This window comes from Leucobacter sp. NPDC015123, from assembly GCF_043080205.1.
GTDB classification, from domain to species: Bacteria; Actinomycetota; Actinomycetes; order Actinomycetales; family Microbacteriaceae; genus Leucobacter; species Leucobacter aridicollis_A.
Genome location: NZ_JBIBVH010000002.1, coordinates 382,970 through 400,153 on the forward strand (window position 1 = coordinate 382,970; position 17,184 = coordinate 400,153).

Annotated in this window: 17 protein-coding genes; 10 read left to right on the forward strand and 7 right to left on the reverse strand. The window is 65.2% G+C overall.

Going from position 1 to position 17,184, the window contains the following annotated elements; all coding sequences use genetic code 11:
* Positions 1-20: 20 nt before the first annotated feature.
* Both ACF07D_RS05520 and ACF07D_RS05525 read left to right on the forward strand, forming a co-directional pair.
* Positions 21-1,388, forward strand: coding sequence for a TrkH family potassium uptake protein (locus ACF07D_RS05520; protein ID WP_255808468.1), 1,368 nt, complete (start codon positions 21-23; stop codon positions 1,386-1,388).
* Positions 1,381-2,046 carry a TrkA family potassium uptake protein gene (locus ACF07D_RS05525; protein ID WP_119282741.1) on the forward strand — a complete coding sequence of 222 codons (666 nt, stop codon included), beginning with the start codon at positions 1,381-1,383 and terminating at the stop codon, positions 2,044-2,046. Before ACF07D_RS05520 ends, ACF07D_RS05525 begins: the two co-directional genes overlap by 8 nt.
* Positions 2,047-2,230: 184 nt before the next feature.
* Here ACF07D_RS05525 and proC read toward each other — a convergent pair whose 3' ends face one another.
* The gene (proC, locus tag ACF07D_RS05530; RefSeq protein ID WP_391504209.1) at positions 2,231-3,082 is read right to left on the reverse strand and encodes a pyrroline-5-carboxylate reductase; all 852 of its coding nucleotides are present in this window, start codon (positions 3,080-3,082) and stop codon (positions 2,231-2,233) included.
* Between the two features lie 206 nt (positions 3,083-3,288).
* Here proC and ACF07D_RS05535 point away from each other — a divergent pair, with 206 nt between their 5' ends.
* The 6 genes from ACF07D_RS05535 (at position 3,289) to ACF07D_RS05560 (ending at position 8,727) form a co-directional block, all read left to right on the forward strand.
* On the forward strand, positions 3,289-4,251 hold the full coding sequence (locus ACF07D_RS05535) for a cation diffusion facilitator family transporter (RefSeq protein ID WP_119282740.1): 963 nt from the start codon (positions 3,289-3,291) through the stop codon (positions 4,249-4,251).
* A gap of 4 nt (positions 4,252-4,255) precedes the next feature.
* Entirely contained in the window at positions 4,256-4,525 is a 270-nt protein-coding gene (locus ACF07D_RS05540; RefSeq protein ID WP_391504210.1) for a DUF4031 domain-containing protein, read from the forward strand.
* A 181-nt stretch (positions 4,526-4,706) separates the two neighbouring features.
* On the forward strand, positions 4,707-5,849 hold the full coding sequence (locus tag ACF07D_RS05545; protein ID WP_391504211.1) for an ABC transporter substrate-binding protein: 1,143 nt from the start codon (positions 4,707-4,709) through the stop codon (positions 5,847-5,849).
* Positions 5,850-5,910: 61 nt separating this feature from the next.
* The gene (locus tag ACF07D_RS05550) at positions 5,911-6,756 is read left to right on the forward strand and encodes an ABC transporter permease (protein WP_391504212.1); all 846 of its coding nucleotides are present in this window, start codon (positions 5,911-5,913) and stop codon (positions 6,754-6,756) included.
* Positions 6,753-7,631, forward strand: a complete 879-nt coding sequence (locus tag ACF07D_RS05555) for an ABC transporter permease (RefSeq protein WP_391504213.1) — start codon at positions 6,753-6,755, stop codon at positions 7,629-7,631. The genes ACF07D_RS05550 and ACF07D_RS05555 overlap by 4 nt, the downstream gene beginning before the upstream one ends.
* Positions 7,621-8,727, forward strand: coding sequence for an ABC transporter ATP-binding protein (locus ACF07D_RS05560; protein ID WP_391504214.1), 1,107 nt, complete (start codon positions 7,621-7,623; stop codon positions 8,725-8,727). The genes ACF07D_RS05555 and ACF07D_RS05560 overlap by 11 nt, the downstream gene beginning before the upstream one ends.
* A gap of 112 nt (positions 8,728-8,839) precedes the next feature.
* Here the strand turns inward: ACF07D_RS05560 and ACF07D_RS05565 are convergent, their stop codons facing one another.
* A complete protein-coding gene (locus tag ACF07D_RS05565; RefSeq protein ID WP_391504215.1) occupies positions 8,840-9,313 on the reverse strand; it encodes a nucleoside deaminase in 474 nt (157 codons plus the stop codon).
* A gap of 17 nt (positions 9,314-9,330) precedes the next feature.
* Between ACF07D_RS05565 and upp the strand changes: the two genes are divergently transcribed.
* Entirely contained in the window at positions 9,331-9,966 is a 636-nt protein-coding gene (gene upp, locus ACF07D_RS05570) for a uracil phosphoribosyltransferase (RefSeq protein WP_119282733.1), read from the forward strand.
* A gap of 100 nt (positions 9,967-10,066) precedes the next feature.
* On the opposite strand, the gene ACF07D_RS05575 is transcribed toward upp, so the two are convergent.
* The 4 genes from ACF07D_RS05575 to ACF07D_RS05590 all read right to left on the reverse strand — a co-directional run bounded on the left by ACF07D_RS05575 (position 10,067) and on the right by ACF07D_RS05590 (position 15,183).
* Positions 10,067-11,020, reverse strand: coding sequence for an aldo/keto reductase (locus tag ACF07D_RS05575; RefSeq protein ID WP_391504216.1), 954 nt, complete (start codon positions 11,018-11,020; stop codon positions 10,067-10,069).
* Positions 11,021-11,063: 43 nt separating this feature from the next.
* The gene (locus ACF07D_RS05580) at positions 11,064-11,981 is read right to left on the reverse strand and encodes a glycerophosphodiester phosphodiesterase family protein (RefSeq protein ID WP_119282871.1); all 918 of its coding nucleotides are present in this window, start codon (positions 11,979-11,981) and stop codon (positions 11,064-11,066) included.
* A 174-nt stretch (positions 11,982-12,155) separates the two neighbouring features.
* Positions 12,156-14,330 (reverse strand): ATP-dependent Clp protease ATP-binding subunit, encoded by a 2,175-nt coding sequence (locus ACF07D_RS05585; RefSeq protein WP_391504217.1) that lies wholly within the window; start codon positions 14,328-14,330, stop codon positions 12,156-12,158.
* Between the two features lie 127 nt (positions 14,331-14,457).
* On the reverse strand, positions 14,458-15,183 hold the full coding sequence (locus tag ACF07D_RS05590) for an AAA family ATPase (protein ID WP_255808475.1): 726 nt from the start codon (positions 15,181-15,183) through the stop codon (positions 14,458-14,460).
* Positions 15,184-15,403: 220 nt separating this feature from the next.
* Between ACF07D_RS05590 and ACF07D_RS05595 the strand changes: the two genes are divergently transcribed.
* A complete protein-coding gene (locus ACF07D_RS05595) occupies positions 15,404-16,447 on the forward strand; it encodes a low specificity L-threonine aldolase (protein ID WP_119282729.1) in 1,044 nt (347 codons plus the stop codon).
* 57 nt (positions 16,448-16,504) lie between these two features.
* Here the strand turns inward: ACF07D_RS05595 and ACF07D_RS05600 are convergent, their stop codons facing one another.
* Positions 16,505-17,116, reverse strand: a complete 612-nt coding sequence (locus ACF07D_RS05600; RefSeq protein ID WP_119282728.1) for a LysE/ArgO family amino acid transporter — start codon at positions 17,114-17,116, stop codon at positions 16,505-16,507.
* Positions 17,117-17,184 lie beyond the last annotated feature (68 nt).

Genomic DNA, 17,184 nt, shown 5'->3' on the forward strand with positions numbered 1-17,184 from the left:
CGTCGTGGTTTCATGCGCTCGTGCACACCACCCCTGCCCGGTTCGCGATCCTCGTCTTTACGAGCCTCGTAGCTATCTGGACGGCGCTGCTCGCACTCCCTATCTCAAGCGCGTCAGGCGAACTCACACCGCTCGCTGATGCGCTGTTCACCGCGGTATCTGCGATCTGCGTCACGGGCCTTTCTACGATTGACATGGCGACGCACTGGTCACTCTTCGGCGAGATCGTCATTCTGCTCGGCATTCAGATCGGCGGCGTCGGCGTTCTCACCATCGCAAGCCTGCTCGGCCTGACTGTCACCCGCCGACTCGGTCTGCGGCAGCGGCTCCTCGTCGCGAGCGACACGAACCCGAACCGCACTGCTCGCGGCGCCTCCGAGAGCCAGGCAGTTGGTCTCGGCGATATCGGCGGGCTCCTCTCGGCTGTCGCGATCAGCCTCCTCGTGATCGAGGCCGGTCTGACGCTGCTCATCACCCCCAGGCTGATGGCCGACGGCATGGACCTCTGGCATGCGCTGTGGAACGGGTTCTACCTCGCTGCCTCCGCCTTCACGAACACGGGCTTCGTCCCACTCGCGGGTGGGCTCGAGCCGTACCTTGGCGACTACTACCTACTCACAGTGCTCGCGCTCGGCGTCTTCCTCGGCAGCATCGGCTTCCCAGTGATCTTCGCGCTGTACAGGTATGTGGTGAAGGGGTCAGAGAAGCGCCGCCACATCGGCCTGCACGCGAAGCTCACGCTCGCGACAACACTCGTGTTCGTCATTCTTGGCTGGCTGCTCATCACCTCGCTCGAGTGGAATAACCCGGCGACGCTCGGCGCTGAGCCAGTCGGCCGCACCCTGTACGACGCGTGGTACATGTCGATCATGACGCGGTCGGGCGGCCTCGGCATCATCGACCCCATGGAGATGAACGGCTCAACGCGGCTCGTTATCGACATGCTGATGTTCGTCGGGGGCGGCTCCGCCTCGACCGCCGGCGGAATCAAGGTGACCACAATCGCCGTGCTGTTCCTCGCCGCCTACGCGGAGGCCCGCGGCTACCAAGACATGCAGGCGTTTGGCAGGAGGATCCCGACAGAGGTACTCCGAGTGGCCGTGTCCGTGCTCATCTGGGGCGCGACCATCGTGCTCATTTCGACAACAGCCATCATGCACATCGCAGGCACGACCCTCGACGAGACGCTGTTCGAGGTGATCTCTGCGTTCGGCACGTGTGGGCTGAGCACCGGCCTCTCCGAGGCATTGCCAGACGCCGGCAAGTACGTTCTTGCGGCGACGATGTGGGCGGGCCGTGTCGGCACCGTTACCCTCGCTGCCGCCGTCGCTGCGACAAGCAGGTCGCGGCTCTTCAGGTTCCCAGAGGAAAGGCCGATCGTTGGTTGATATTCGAAGTGATGCGCCCGTCATCGTGATCGGGCTTGGGCGCTTTGGCGCCTCAACTGCTGGCCAGCTCGACAGGCAGGACCGCGAGGTCCTTGTCGTCGACAGCAATGCAGAGCTCGTGCAGAAGTGGTCCGATCGCGTGACCCACGCGGTGCAGGCCGACGCACGATCAATGGAGGCGCTGCAGCAGATCGGCGCCGACGAGTTTCAGATCGCGGTTGTCGCGACCGGCGCCTCAATCGAGTCGAGCGTGCTCATCGCCGCGAACCTCGTCGATCTCGGGGTGCCGCAGATCTGGGCAAAGGCGATTTCGCACTCGCACGGCAAGATTCTCGAGCGCATCGGCGTAAACCACGTCATTTACCCGGAGCGCGAGGCTGGCGAGCGAGTCGCGCACCTGCTCTCGGGGGCGATGCTCGACTTCATCCAGTTCGACGACAACTACGTCATCGCGAAAATGTACCCTCCGCGGTCAGTCCGCGGCCGCACGCTGCGCGAGAGCGGCGTGCGCACCCGGTACAGGGTGACGGTCGTCGGAGTAAAGACCCCGGGCGAGCCATTCACCCACGCGACGCAAGACACCATGATCTCGCGACACGACCTCATTATCGTGTCGGGAACCGCCGCTGACGTCGAGCGGTTCGCGACGATCGGTTAGGTACGCCCGCCCGCACACCACCTGTCATCTGCACAAGAAATGCCAGAACACGACCGGACTGGCATATCGTGTGCAGATCCCATAGGAACCGGCGAACAACACGACGGAGGTCGGGCCTGAGGTCGGGCCGGAGGCAGCGGGAGACAGCTCCGGCGACACAGCCGGCGCCCACCCGCCTGACCCGCTACTCGCCCCGCTGCAGCTCCTCCGAGCGGCGAACGTTTGCGGCGAGCGCCCTGTCGAACAGTTCGCCCCAGTTTGCGTCCTGCAGCACGAACACTGCTTGCTCAGTCGTTCCCTTCGGGCTCGTCACGTTGCGGCGCAGCTGTGCGGGATCCTCACCGCTCTGCACGAGAAGCTCGGCCGCGCCCGACACTGTTCCGTTCACGAGTACTCGCGCCTGCTCGGGGGTGAATCCGCGACGGATTGCCGCCGCCGTCATCTCCTCGACGTACAGGAAGACGTAGGCGGGTCCAGATCCCGACACCGCAGCGACATCGTTGATCTGATCCTCGCGCACGACAATCACGTCGCCGACAGTCTCGAACAACTGCCTGACGGCCTCGACGGCCTCAGCCGACGCTGATTCTCCTCCGGCGACGCCGGTGACGCCGCGTCCGAGGTGCGAGGGAGTGTTCGGCATCGCACGCACGACCTGCGCGCCTGGAAGCTCTGCCTCTATCTGTTCGCATGACACCCCGGCAGCGACGCTCACCACGATTGTTCCTGGAGCGATCTCGGACGCGATGTCTTTCGCAACGCCCGCGATCATCCAGGGCTTGACCGCGAGCATCACGAGCTCGGCATCTCGCACTGCAATCCGGTTCGCGTCAGCGTCTGTCTCAGCCGCGTATGCAACCACGTCGGCGGCGCCATCGAACTCGGAGGCACTCGCCGCCGAGTTCGTTGTCACGGTGATGGGAAGCTCGATGTCCACGTCGGGATTGCGGAGGCCCGAAAGGATCGCTCCGCCCATCGAGCCGACTCCGATCATTGCTGTGCGGGGAAGCGTTGCGGTCTCTGGCTGCGTCGTCATATGTCCAGTCTGCCCGACATCACGCTCCGCTTGTTCAGCGAGTCTCAAGAAATCGCACGCACGCCGATCTCATTGGCCGCTGACAGGTGGCGAGTGAAGTACTGAAGATCGAGGGCAACGTTCCTGGGGCTTGCCGAGTGACTCCTGGCAAAGCATGTGGCTCCGCATACACTTGAGGCCGAAGGGCATTCAACCCAGGAGGCACAATGAGCAGTGAAGGTGGCAAGCGCGCGATCATCGCGGCGCTCCTCGCGAATGTTGGTATCGCCATTACGAAGTTCATCGCGTGGGCGCTTTCGGGCTCATCGGCGATGCTCGCGGAGGGCGTGCACTCGCTCGCCGACTCAGGCAACCAGCTCCTTCTCCTCATCGGCGGCCGCAAGGCGAAGCGCGCGCCCGACCGCGAGCACCCGTTCGGGTACGGCCGCGAGCGCTACGTCTACGCCTTCATCGTCGCTGTCGTGCTGTTCTCGGTCGGCGGTCTCTTCTCAATCTGGGAGGGCATCTCAAAGATCAGGGATCCGCACACCCTCGAGATGTGGTGGTTGCCCCTCGCCGTGCTCGCGATCGCGATTGTGCTCGAGAGCCTCTCGCTGCGCACCGCGATCAAGGAGAGCAGGCCGCTGAAGGGCAAGTCGACCTGGCTCTCGTTCATTCGCCGCTCGAAGTCGCCAGAGCTTCCGGTGATCCTGCTCGAGGACTTCGCCGCTCTCACCGGCCTGACGTTCGCCTTCATCGGCGTCGGCCTCACGGTCATCACGGGGAACACATTCTTCGACGCTGCAGCGACGATCCTCATTGGTCTGCTCCTCATCGCGGTCGCCGTCATCATCGGGCTCGAGACCAAGAGCCTGCTCGTCGGCGAAGGCGCAACCGAAGAAGACGTGAAGAAGATCCAACTCGCTCTCGCGGACGCGAAAGAGATCGACAGGATCATCCACATGAAGACCCTGTATCTCGGCCCCGATGAGATCATGGTCGCCGCGAAGGTCTCGCTCCCTGCGAGCACAACGATGTCTGAGGTTTCAGTCATCATCAACATGGCGGAGCGTCGTGTCCGCGAAGCGGTTCCAGCGGCGCGCGTGATCTATATCGAACCCGATGTGTGGCTCGACCCCAATCTGCCGACACCGACGACGAGCTCGATCGTCATGCTGTCCTCCGACTAGCACCATGGTGCTCATTGACGACCCCAGTTGGCCGGCACACGGCACGCTGTGGGCCCACCTCGTGAGCGACGACAATCTCGCAGAACTGCACGCGTTCGCCGCGGCCAACGGTATCCCCAAGCGAGGGTTCGACCACGACCACTACGACGTACCAGCGGAGCGGCACGCCGAGCTCGTTGCTGCCGGCGCCACACACGTCAGCGGGCACGAACTCGTGAGGCGTCTCATCGGTTCGGGCCTCCGGGTGACGATGCGGGAGCGGCGCGGACGCTAGCAACGCCTCGACTACGAGGAGTTTCGAGAACGCTTGCCGCCCGTTTACCGAGCGTCAACGAACTCGTGAGCCCGCGTTCGCTGCGCCTTTCTATCGTTGACGCGTCAGATCGGGAAGTTCAGGATCGGGACGGCACACGCGCCGCCCGGGAGCATCCCGCGACGCTAACGAAAGGCTCACTGTGACTTCACGTGTCTTCTACCGCCGTGCCGCGCTCGCTGCCGGCGTTCTCGCGCTCACCGGCAGCCTCGCGGCGTGCTCGACGGGCGCTTCGGCTGAGGGCGGTGACGCGGCCGGTTCAGTCGACGCGGCCACTGCCACAAGCGCAGCCGACTTCGGCGGCATGGACGGGCTCATTGAGGCTGCGAAGGCCGAGGGTGAACTCAACGTCGTCGCGCTGCCGGAGGACTGGGCGAACTACGGCAAGATCATCGCCGGTTTCGAGGAGGCGTACGGGATCACCGTGAATTCCGCCTCGCCCGACGCGTCGAGCGCTGAGGAGATCCAGGCCGCCGAGAACCTCAAGGGTCAGGACACCGCACCCGATGTCTTCGATCTCGGAGCCGCGGTCGCGCTCGCGAACACCGACAAGTTCGCCGCCTACAAGGTCGAGAAGTGGGACGAGATCCCTGCGGAAAACAAGGAAGCTACCGGCCTCTGGGTGAACAACTACTCGGGCATCATGTCGATCGGCTACGACGCGGACAAGCTCTCGGAGCCCAAGAAGCTCGACGACCTGCTCGGGTCAGGGTTCAAGGGTGCGGTCGCGCTCAACGGCGACCCGACGCAGGCGGGTGCGGCGTTTGCCGCGGTGGGATCGATCTCTGCGCTGAACGGCGGGGGCGTCGACGACTTCGGCCCGGGCATCGACTTCGCACAGCAGCTCCGTGACGCTGGCAACTTCCTGACAGTCGACCCGACCCCCGCGACGATCGCCTCCGGCGAGACCCCGGTGGTCTTCGACTGGTCGTTCAATAACATCGCGGCCGCCGACGGCAAGCCGAGCTGGAAGACCACCGTGCTCGACGGCCCCGTCTATGTCTCGTTCTACAACGAGGCGATCAACGCCGACGCACCGCACCCCGCCGCTGCCCGCCTGTGGCAGGAGTGGATCTTCTCGGACGAGGCGCAGGCGCTGTTCCTTGAGGGCAATGCGGTACCTGTCAGGATCGACGCGCTCAAGGAAGCCGGCTCAGTCGACGAGTCACTCATCGAGCAGGTGAGCTTCGGAACGAGCTCCGAGGACTGGGTCTCGCCCGATCAGGCGCAGACCGACGCCGCGAACGCGCTGCTCGCCGAGCGCTGGGCCGCGGTCGTCAAGTAGTGCATTGGCCTGTCCGCCGCGCTCGGCCCGGCGGACAGGCCCACGCGTTTCCGCCCTCCTCATGCGCAACTTCCTCGCGGCGCTCGGCCTCCTTCCGTTCGGCGCCTACGTTCTGCTGTTCCTCCTCGTTCCGACGGTCGTCGCCGTCGGATCAGGGTTCGTGTCAGACGGCAATCTCTCCCTCGCGAACCTGCCCGTACTGTTCGCGCCCGAGACCCTGTCGGCCTTCTGGGCGAGCATCTGGCTGAGCGCGATCACCGCTATCGCCGGCGCCGTCGTTGGCGCGGTCCTCTGCTGGGCGCTCGCAGCGCTCCCCGAGCAGGGCCCCCTGCGGCGCGTCGTCGACTCCGCAAGCTCCGTGCTCGCACAGTTTGGCGGCGTGATGCTCGCCTTCGCCTTCATCGCGACGATCGGGAGCCAAGGTCTCATCACCGTTCTCCTCCGCGAGCGACTCGGAACCGACATCTACGCCGACGGGGTCTGGCTCTACGAGTTGCCGGGCCTCGTGCTCCCGTACCTGTACTTCCAGGTGCCGCTCATGGTCATCACGTTCCTCCCGGCGGTACTCGCGCTCCGCCAAGGCTGGGCTGAGGCCGTCGCGACCCTCGGCGGTCGCGGCGTGAGCTACTGGCTACGTGTCGGGATCCCGATCCTCACCCCCGCGTTCCTCGGCTCGCTGCTGCTGCTCTTCGCGAACGCCTTCTCGTCGTACGCGACGGCCGCGGCCCTCATCAGCCAGGGCTCGCAGATCGTGCCACTGAAGATTCGCGCCTCGCTCATCGGCGAGACTGGCGCCTCGCTCGCGTCGAACGCGGGCGTGCTTGCACTCGGCATGATCGTCATCATGACGATCGTGATGCTCGGCTACGGCCGCCTCATGGCCCGCACGACTCGGTGGCAGGGATGAGCGCGGGCATCCCCGGGCGCCCCTCGCCCACCGTTGCGCGGCTCGTCGTCGCCGCCATCGGCCTTGTGTTTCTCATCCCGCTCGTCGCGATGCTCGAGTTCACCCTGCGCAACACCGCCGGTGGACACGACCTCTCGCACTGGGCGGCTCTCGTCGGTCCTGACAAGGCCCGCGGCTACCGCGTGCTCGCGCAGGGGATTCAGAACTCGCTGCTGCTCGCCGTGATCTCGCTCGGGATCGTGCTCGTGCTGTTCTTTCCGACAATCGTGCTCGTGCACCTCCGGTTCCCGCGGCTGCAGCGCGCGCTCGACCTCCTCACAGTGCTGCCGATCGCGATCCCGGCCATCGTGCTCGTCGTCGGCTTCGCGCCGATCTACAGGGTCATCGGTCAGGCCGTCGGATCGGGGGTGTGGACGCTCGCCCTCGCCTACGGCGTGCTCGTGCTGCCGTTCGCATACCGGGCAATCGCCTCCGACCTCACCGGAATGGACGCGCGAGTCCGCGCCGAGGCAGCGCGCTCCCTCGGTGCGGGCTGGACGACAGTGCTCGTTCGCGTCATCGCCCCCGGGGTGCGGCGGGGGCTCCTCGCCGCCTCGCTCATCACGATCGCGATCGTGCTCGGTGAGTTCACCGTGTCGTCGCTGCTGAACCGGGTCACCCTGCAGACCGCGCTCCTGCAGGTCTCAAAGTCAGACCCCTTCGTCGCGGTGGCGGTCGCACTTATCTCGCTCGTCGGGGCGTTCGTGCTGCTGCTCATCGTGAGCGCGACGGGCGGCCCGCCCCGGCGTCGACGCCCGCGCACCATCCCCGGTCCCACCCGCGCGCACGTCGCAACGCGTGCGCCCCATCTCAAGGAGTCTGGCCGTGGCCGCTAACCCCACCGCTACCCCGTCACCAGTCCGCCTTGAGGGGGTGACCAAGTCTTACGGCTCGACCACAGTGCTGCACGGTGTCGACCTCGCGCTCGAACCTGGCGAGCTCGTCTGCCTGCTCGGCCCGTCGGGCTGTGGAAAGACGACGGCGCTGCGATGCATCGCCGGGCTCGAGCAGGTGTCGAGCGGACGGATCATGCTCGGCGACGACGACGTGACCAACGTTCCCGTCAGCCGTCGCGACATCGGCATGGTGTTTCAGCAGTACTCCCTGTTCCCGCACCTCTCAGTCGCGCGAAACGTCGAGTTTGGGCTGCGAATGCGGCGCGTCAACCGGGCCGAACGCGCGCGACGCGTTGGGGAAGTCCTCGAGATCGTCGGCCTCGATCATCTCGCCGAGCGGTTTCCGCACGAGCTGTCCGGCGGCCAGCAGCAGCGCGTCGCGCTCGCTCGGGCGCTCGTGACGCGGCCACGCGCCTTGCTGCTCGACGAACCGCTCTCGGCGCTCGACGCGAAGGTTCGCGTTCGGCTGCGCGAGCAGATCCGGGCGATCCAGACCGAGCTCGGCATCAGCACCGTCTTCGTCACGCACGATCAGGAGGAAGCGCTCGCGATCTCAGACAGAGTCGCGGTGATGGAGTCGGGCAGGATCGCGCAGCTCGGTTCCCCGGAGGAGCTCTACCGGCGGCCAGCGTCTCCGTTCGTCGCCGACTTCGTTGGCCTCTCGAACCTGGTGACGGGTGTGCTCGACGTACGCCCAGACGGTGCGGTCGTGCGTGTGCAGGGCGCGGTGATCCCTGTGCTCGGGCAGGCGGGTTCGATTCCCGACGCAGGCACTGCAGTGACGGCGTACGTCCGGCCGGAGCACGTGCGGTTGATGGTCACGCGGCCGGGGGCGGACTCCGGTGGTGGTGCCGGTGGTGCTGACGGTGCTGGCGGCACAGTCGTGTCGAGCGGGTTCCTCGGATCGATCAGGCGCACGGTTGTCGAACTCCACGACGGCACGACGATCGCGGCCCAGCACGGCGCAGACACGGCATACGCTGCGGGTGATCCCGTCTCAGTGTCGTTCGCGGACGAGCCTGTCGCCATCTCGTAGGCCCGCAGCTTTCGACACATCAACTTCGCGAACCCACATCCTCGATGTGGGTTTCAAGGTGTGCACTCGAGAGATTGATGTGCTCGGGCGCAGGGGTGGCGCGGCAGCCCCGCTAGCGACGCTCCGAGAAGAACGCCTCGAGGAGGGCAGCGCACTCGTCCGCCCGCACACCGGCAGTAACCTCCGGGACAGGGTGCGGCAGCCTGCCGTCGCGCAGCAGGTCGTACACGCTCCCGACAGCGCCGGCCTTCACGTCCCACGCCCCGAACACGACCCGCGGCACCCGAGCGGCGAGGATGACCCCGGCGCACATCACGCACGGTTCAAGAGTGACGACGAGCGTGCACCCGTCGAGGATCCTGTCGCCGAGCGCGGCGGCCGCGGCACGGATGGCGATCACCTCAGCGTGACCCGTCGGGTCTGTGTTCGCTTCGCGGTCGTTCCGACCTGCCGCGATCACTGTCCCGTCAGGGCCAAGGATCACCGCCCCTACAGGGATCTCCCCCGCCGCTGCGGCCTCGCGAGCTGACTCGAGCGCGCGTTCCATCGCTGCAAGCTCGTCTGGTGATGGAGGGATGGTGGTCACGGCAATAGAATAGGCGTATGCGAGTCTTCGTTGCAGATCATCCACTGATCACACACAAACTGACGGTGCTGCGCGACGCGAAAACGCCGCAGCCCACGTTCCGCCTTCTCGTCGAAGAAATCATGACGCTGCTTGCCTACGAGGCAACCCGTGAGGTGCGCGTCGATCCCCTCGAGATCCAAACCCCTGTCGCCAAGACGACCGGGGTGCGACTCAGCGAGCCGCTCCCGCTCATCGTCCCGATTCTGCGCGCGGGCCTCGGCATGCTCGAGGGCATGGTGAAGCTCGTGCCGACGGCAGAGGTCGGGTTCCTTGGCATGGTCCGCGACGAGCAGACCCTTGAGCCGACGACCTACGCCGAGCGCCTGCCCGACTCGCTCGCTGGCCGCCAGTGCTTCGTGCTCGACCCGATGCTCGCGACAGGCGGCTCGCTCGCCGCAGCGATTGACTTCTTGTTCGCGCGCGGCGCCGACGACATCACCGCGATCTGCATCCTGGGAACGCCCGAGGGCGTCGAGGCGATGCGCAAGGCCGCGGGCGACCGCAACGTCACACTCGTGCTTGGCGCGCTCGACGAGGGTCTCGACGAGAACGCGTACATCGTTCCGGGTCTCGGCGACGCGGGTGACCGTCTCTACGGCACCGCAGAATAGCACCGGGCCAGCCCCGGTAGGTTTCCGAACCAAGCGAAGAGCCGCCAGCACCCCACTCGGGTGCTGGCGGCTCTTCGCGTTCAGGGGGCGGGAGACGCCTCTACGCAGCGGCTGCGCTCAGCGCGCGCAGATCCTCATCGCTCAGTTCGAGGTTCATCGACGCGAGGAGCGCAGCCAACTGACCCGTTGTGCGGGCGCTCGCGATCGGCCCTCCAACCGTCGGCTGCTGCCGCAACCATGCTAGCGACACACTCGCGACTTCAACGCCTTCGCGCTCCGCAATCGCGTCGAGCGCCTGGAGCACACTGCGCCCGCGGTCGTCGAGATAGCTGACGGCTTGCCCCGCACGGGGGCTCGCCCCTGCCTGCTCAGCGGCGGCGGCGTCCCTATACTTGCCCGCAAGAAACCCTTTGGCGAGCCCGAAGTACGGGAACACTGTGAGATTCTCGTCCGTTGCAACGTCGCGGAGCCCGTTCCTCTCGAAGTCGCGCTCAAGCAGGTTGTAGTGCGGCTGCAACGCGACGGGAAGGTGATAGCCACCAGCCCTGGCAATCTCGAACCACTCGGTGACGCGCTCGGCTGTGTAGTTCGAGACACCGATCGCGCGCACCTTGCCAGCGTCAACGAGCTCTGAAAACGCGGCGACGGTTTCTTCGAGCGGCGTGTCGGCGTCGTCAAAATGCGCGTAGTAGAGATCGATCATGTCTGTCCGTAGGCGAGCAAGCGACGCGTCTGCCGCCGCTCGAACGTTCGCGGCCGCAAGGCCCGAGAACTCTGGATGCGTCGAGACCTTCGTTGCGATGGTCACGCGGTCACGGGTGCCGCGAGCCTGCAGCCACTCCCCGATGAGCGTCTCCGACTCGCCACCAGTGTTCCCGGGAACCCAGGCGGAGTAGCCGTCAGCCGTGTCAATGAAGTCTCCGCCACCCCGTACGAAGCCGTCGAGCACCTCGAACGACGCGTCGCGGTCTGCCGTCCAGCCGAACACATTCGCACCGAGGGCGAGCGGCGCGACCTCGAGTGCCGATTGACCGATGGGGACTCTCGTAACCATGTTGCTCCTTCGTCAGCGGCGCATGTGTGCACCCTCTGTGACGCTACACCGTCTCGCTCTGAGAGCGCCGCCAGCTGTCGAGCGCGACCGGGTCGTCGGTGATCATCAGGTCGATCCCGTGCGAGCGCGCCTGTTTCCACTGTTTCGCGGTATTGAGCGTGTACACCATAGTTCCGATCCCGAGCACTCGGGCTTCATCAACGAGCCCGAAGTCGGCTTCGAACACGCTCACGCGAGCGCCGATCGCCGAGATATTCAGAGACGCAGCGAGGTCGAGCGTCGGCCGATCCCATTCCCGGGTGAGCATCACCCGGGCGTAGTCAGGTGCAAGCGCGGCGAGGCGCTCGAGATTATCAACCTCGAACGACTCAAAAGCGACTCTATTCATCAGGTATCGAGCGTCGAGCATCGCCACCGCCCCAGCAACCTGCTCGTCGTTCCACGTTCCCTTCAATTCGATGAGGGCACGACTGTTCGTTGGAGCGAGCTCGTCGAGGAACGCCTCGAGCGTTGGTACCCGTTCGCCAGCAAATGCGCCGTCAAACCAAGATCCGGCGTCGAGTCCCTGGATCTGTGCCAGTGTGAGGTTCGCGACGGCTCCGGTGCCCGTCGTTGTCCTGTCAACCGTCGGGTCGTGCATGAGCACCGGGACGCCGTCAGCCGTGAGGTGCAAGTCGGCTTCGACAAAGTCGACGCCCTGCTCAAACGCGATCCGCATCGCCGCGAGCGTGTTCTCTGGCGCGAGTGCTGCCGCGCCACGGTGCGAGATGATCCCGAAGTCTTCCACCCTGCTGAGCGCGCCGTGGAGCTGCAGCACGCTGGCGCTCGCCGCATATGGGTTGGTTCCTAGGCCGGTGACGAGCATCACGACGAAGACGGCGGCGAGCAGCGCCGTCCGCGCCCCGCGCCGGCTGACGGGCCCTGTCTGTGCTGAGATCAGGCCGCCCGAAGTGCTAAACATGCGATACAAGTGGGGCTCCTGTCTCCGCGCTGCGTTGCGCGTGCCACTCACCCTATCGAATCCCGTTACCGTTTTGTGATTTTTCACTCGCGGTTGTCGCGCCGACCTCCCCCAGACGACGCAGAGCAAGAGGCCTGCCACAACTTCGCGTTGTGACAGGCCTCTGACTGACTGCTACGCCGCCGTGCCTGGCAGCAGCTCGAGACCCTCGCCGCCCGGTGCGACGTCAATCCTTGCGACATCGCCATCGCGGATCTCCCCGCCCAGAATCCCCCGAGCGAGCCGATCGTCGATTTCACGCTGCACGAGCCGCCGGAGCGGGCGCGCACCGTAGATCGGGTCGTAACCACGCTCCGCAAGCCAAGCTCGGGCGTCGGGAGTGACCGCGAGCGTGAGGCGGCGCTCAGCGAGCCTCGCCTGCAACCTGTCGATGGTGATCTCGACGATCTGCCCCAACGCGTCGACGGAGAGCGGATGGAAGATCACCATCTCGTCGAGTCTATTGACGAACTCTGGCTTGAACGCACGTCGCACCGTCTCCTGCACGGCCGCAACCTTCTCGGTCCAGGACATGTCTGGATCAACAAGGTACTGGCTCCCCAGGTTCGAAGTGAGAATAAGGATCGTGTTACGGAAGTCAACCGTGCGCCCCTGTCCGTCAGTGAGGCGGCCGTCATCGAGCACCTGCAAGAGCACGTCGAAGACCTCGGGGTGTGCCTTCTCAACCTCGTCGAGGAGCACCACGGAGTAGGGGCGCCGCCTGACGGCCTCGGTAAGCTGACCCCCCTGCTCGTAGCCAACGTAGCCTGGAGGGGCACCGACGAGGCGGGACACCGAGTGCTTCTCGCCGTACTCGCTCATGTCGATGCGCACCATCGCGTGCTCATCGTCAAACAGGAACTCGGCAAGAGCCTTCGCAAGCTCAGTCTTGCCGACGCCAGTTGGTCCAAGGAACAAGAACGAGCCCGTTGGGCGGTTGGGGTCGGCGATGCCCGCACGCGTCCTGCGGACAGCGTCAGCGACGGCCCGCGAGGCCTCCTCCTGGCCGACGACCCGCTTCGAGAGTTCGTGCTCGAGCGCGAGCAGTTTCTCGGTCTCGCCCTGCATCAGACGCCCGACGGGGATACCGGTCCAGGCCGCGACAACTCCGGCGATGTCCTCGTCAGTCACCTGCTCGTTCACCATGCGCGGCTCACCGTCCGGTCCAGCCGCCCCCTGCAGCTCCTCGCGCTCCGCTTCAGCAAGCTCCTTCTCAATGACCGGGATCTCGCCGTAGAGGAGCTTCGAGGCGCGCTCAAGGTTGCCCTCACGCTGCGCGCGCTCCGCGTCCATTCGCTTGTGATCGAGCTTCTCGCGGAGCTCACCAACCCGGTTCAGAGTGGCACGCTCGCGCTCCCACCGCGCTTCGAGCCCAGCAAGCTCGTTCTGTTTCTCAGTGAGGTCAGCCCGAAGCTTCGCGAGGCGCTCCTTCGACGCGTCGTCCTTTTCTTTCTTGAGCGCGAGCTCCTCGAGCTTCAGGCGATCAACGGCGCGCCGTAGCTCGTCGATTTCGAGCGGCGCAGAGTCGATTTCCATGCGCAGCCGAGACGCCGCCTCATCGATGAGGTCGATAGCCTTATCGGGCAGCTGTCGCGCTGTGATGTAGCGGTTCGAGAGCGACGCGGCAGCGACGAGGGCCGAGTCGGCGATCGTCACCTTGTGATGCGCCTCGTAGCGCTCCTTCAAACCGCGCAGAATAGCCACAGTGTCTTCGACAGATGGCTCGCCAACGTAGACTTGCTGGAAGCGCCGCTCAAGCGCTGCATCCTTCTCGATGTACTCACGGTACTCATCGAGCGTTGTCGCGCCGATCAGCCGCAGCTCGCCACGCGCCAGCATGGGTTTGAGCATCTGCGACGCTGCGACTGACGACTCCCCGCCACCGGCCCCCATGAGAGTGTGGAGCTCGTCAATGAAGGTGATGATCTGGCCGTCAGACTCCTTGATCTCGGCGAGCACGGCCTTCATGCGCTCCTCAAACTCGCCACGGTACTTTGCGCCAGCGATGAGCGCGGAGATATCGAGCGAGATGAGCTCTTTGCCCTTCAATGACTCGGCCACGTCGCCGGCGACGATGCGCTGGGCGAGCCCCTCGACGACGGCGGTCTTCCCAACGCCTGGTTCGCCAATAAGTACTGGGTTGTTCTTGGTGCGCCTGGTGAGCACCTGGCTGACGCGACGAATCTCGCTGTCGCGTCCAATGACAGGGTCAAGCTTCCCTGAGCGCGCCACCTCGGTGAGGTTCACGCCGAACTGCTCGAGCGCGCTTTCCTTGCCTTCGCCTTCGGCTGGCTGCCAATTTGCCTGCATGATGTCCTTTCGTGATGAGCGGCACGACCGGCACCCGCGGCCGGCCAGAAAACCTGAGTCGATATGACTCAAGTTTAATCGCTGTCGTCATTTCACGCCAGTCCATCACCTGAGACTCTGCTGAGCGCTACTCGAGATGCCGCAGGTACCTGTCTGGCGCTGCCATGAACCTGCGCCAGGCGTCGACGATCTCAAGGTCGTCATAGCTCGACCGCCGCATTCCCCACTCACCGAGCTCATAAATGTCTGCCCCCGGCACAGCCGCGAGTACCGGCGAGTGCGTGGACAGAATGACCTGCGACCCGTTCGCCGCAAGCTCACTCATACGCGCAAGCAGCCCGAGCGAGTTCGTGAAGGAGAGCGCTGACTCAGGCTCGTCGAACACCCACAAGCCACGCACGCGCTCACGAGCTCCCAGATACTCAAGAAAGGACTCGCCATGGCTCTGATAGTTGTGGCGACCAAGTGGGCCACTGTCTGCCGACTCAATCTCATACAGGTACCCAAAATGGCTGTGCATCGTCTCCGCCCGCAGAAACACCCCTTTACGCGATGCCCCAGCGCCTCGCGCAAGCTGCAGGTGAGACTCAAGCGGAGACTCACTCGCGAACGTTGAGTGCCTCGCGTTGTGTGTGCCACCCTCGGGGTTCAGTCCGTACGCCGCGGCGATGGCCTCAACTATTGTCGACTTGCCCGCACCGTTCTCGCCAACAAAGACAGTGATGGGTCCAAACTCAATGCCGACCTCAAGCAGCTGCCTCACCGCCGGGACCTGAGCGAACCACGCCTCACGGTCTGCCGGCGCTTGCGGATGCTCTTCGACCCAGCGCACAGGGAGTGAGTTCAGCGCCATATGAGCCTCCTTGATATCTCGCGTCGCTCTGACCCTACGGTGCGGGTCGGACATCGGCGAGTGCTCACGGGCTCGGCAGGTCCGACCGCCACGCCTTGTATCTGCAGAAGATCTGTCCGGATCGCCGGGGAGCGGCATACCTACAGCCGATTGCATTCGGTGGGTTCTGCGCGGTTCGCGGAAGCCGGTCTCGACGTCTCCATGGGTTTAGGGTGAAAGGGTGACCGATTCCTTCGCAGCCCACCCACACGCATTCGCCTCAGACAACTGGGCAGGCGTTCACCCCGAGGTCATGGAGGCGATCGCAGCCGCCAACGTCGGACACGCAGTCGCCTACGGCGGGGACCCGTGGACGTCCGAGCTGCAGGGCCACGCCCGCAGGCTGTTCGGTCCGGAGGCCGAGATCTTCCCTGTGTTTAACGGCTCGGGAGCCAACGTCCTCGCACTCCAATCAGCGATCCCACGATGGGGCGCAGTCATCTGCGCCACAACGGCACACGTGAATACCGACGAGACAGGAGCACCCGAGAAGACGGGTGGGCTGAAGCTTTTGCAGGTCGACACCCCTGACGGCAAGCTCACTCCCCAGCTCGTGGATCGCGAGGCCTGGGGGTGGGGGTCGCAGCACCGCGCGCAGCCCCTTGCGGTGACGATCTCACAGACCACAGAGCTTGGCACGAGCTACACGCCTCAAGAGATCCGGGAGCTCGCCGATCACGCCCACGAGCACGGCATGCTGCTGCACATCGACGGCTCCAGGATCGGCGCTGCCGCCGCGCACCTCGGCACGAGCCTCGCCTCGATCTCCAGCGACGCCGGTGCCGATTTGCTCAGCCTCGGTGCGACGAAGAGTGGCGGGCTGGGGGCCGAAGCCGTCGTGCTCCTCCGGCAGGGAACAGGAGCTGGTATCGACTACCTGCGCAAGATCAACCTCCAGCTCGCATCGAAGATGCGCTTCGCTTCGGCCCAGCTCAATGCCCTCTATGGCGGCGACCTGTGGCTCCGGTCGGCAACTCATTCGAACGCGATGGCAGCTCGCCTCGCTGCTGGCATCGAGCAGTCTGCGGCAGCGGGAGTGCGAATCGCGTTCCCGGTCCAGTCAAACGCCGTGTTCGTTGAGCTTCCCGAGGCCGTCGCCGAGCGCGCTCAGCGCCGGTTCACCTTCGGCGCCTGGCCAACACAGCGCGGCCTGTACAGGTTGATGTGTGCGTGGGACACGACCGAGGCAGACGTCGATGAGCTGATCGGGTTGCTCGCGGAATAGCTTGCTGAGCCGCACACCGCGGCAGTGCTCGCGGCGCACAGGGACTTCGAGTCGACGCTAGATCCCACCGAACGCCAACCTCGCAGCAATAACAAGCATGATTGCGGCCACAACACCATCGAGAATCTGCCACGAGCGAGGGGTCGCGAAGAAGCGCGTGAGGGCGCGGGCGCCATAGCCGAGCGTAAAGAACCAGCCGATGCTCGCGACAGCACCACCGAGCGCGAACCACCACTTGCCTGGGTCCCCCTGGGCGTTGCCGATTGACCCCATGAGCACCATAGTGTCGAGGTACACGTGCGGGTTGAGGTAGGTGATCGCGAGGCAGGCGAGCACGACGCTCTTCAGCGACCGCGGCTCTCCTTGGCCGCCCGCAACCAGCACCTCAGGTTTCAGGGATCTCCGCGCCGCAGAATACGCGTACCAGAGCAAGAACGCGACACCGCCCCAGCGAACGATCTCAAGCACGAGCGGGGCCCGCTCGACGACAAGCCCGATTCCCGCGATGCCGAGGGTCTCGAGAAGTGCGTCGGTCAGGCCGCAGATCAGCACGACGGGGAGCACGTGTTCCCGCCGAATACCCTGACGCAGCACGAAGGCATTCTGCGCACCAATCGCCACGATGAGAGAGAGCCCGCTGCCGATACCTGTAAGAAAGGGAAGAATCACGAAGACGACGCTACGGGTCCGCGCAGGCGCCGCGCTAGTTCAGCGGAGTGAAAGATTCTGAAGTTACA

What these genes read in the sequence shown, in the direction of transcription:
- ACF07D_RS05550 (WP_391504212.1), top strand. Translation starts at nt 5,911, where the DNA reads ATGCGCAACTTCCTCGCGGCGCTCGGCCTCCTTCCGTTCGGCGCCTAC.
- ACF07D_RS05575 (WP_391504216.1), bottom strand. Translation starts at nt 11,020, where the DNA reads ATGGTTACGAGAGTCCCCATCGGTCAATCGGCACTCGAGGTCGCGCCG.
- proC (WP_391504209.1), bottom strand. Translation starts at nt 3,082, where the DNA reads ATGACGACGCAGCCAGAGACCGCAACGCTTCCCCGCACAGCAATGATC.
- upp (WP_119282733.1), top strand. Translation starts at nt 9,331, where the DNA reads ATGCGAGTCTTCGTTGCAGATCATCCACTGATCACACACAAACTGACG.
- ACF07D_RS05580 (WP_119282871.1), bottom strand. Translation starts at nt 11,981, where the DNA reads ATGTTTAGCACTTCGGGCGGCCTGATCTCAGCACAGACAGGGCCCGTC.
- ACF07D_RS05535 (WP_119282740.1), top strand. Translation starts at nt 3,289, where the DNA reads ATGAGCAGTGAAGGTGGCAAGCGCGCGATCATCGCGGCGCTCCTCGCG.
- ACF07D_RS05590 (WP_255808475.1), bottom strand. Translation starts at nt 15,183, where the DNA reads ATGGCGCTGAACTCACTCCCTGTGCGCTGGGTCGAAGAGCATCCGCAA.
- ACF07D_RS05555 (WP_391504213.1), top strand. Translation starts at nt 6,753, where the DNA reads ATGAGCGCGGGCATCCCCGGGCGCCCCTCGCCCACCGTTGCGCGGCTC.
- ACF07D_RS05540 (WP_391504210.1), top strand. Translation starts at nt 4,256, where the DNA reads ATGGTGCTCATTGACGACCCCAGTTGGCCGGCACACGGCACGCTGTGG.
- ACF07D_RS05585 (WP_391504217.1), bottom strand. Translation starts at nt 14,330, where the DNA reads ATGCAGGCAAATTGGCAGCCAGCCGAAGGCGAAGGCAAGGAAAGCGCG.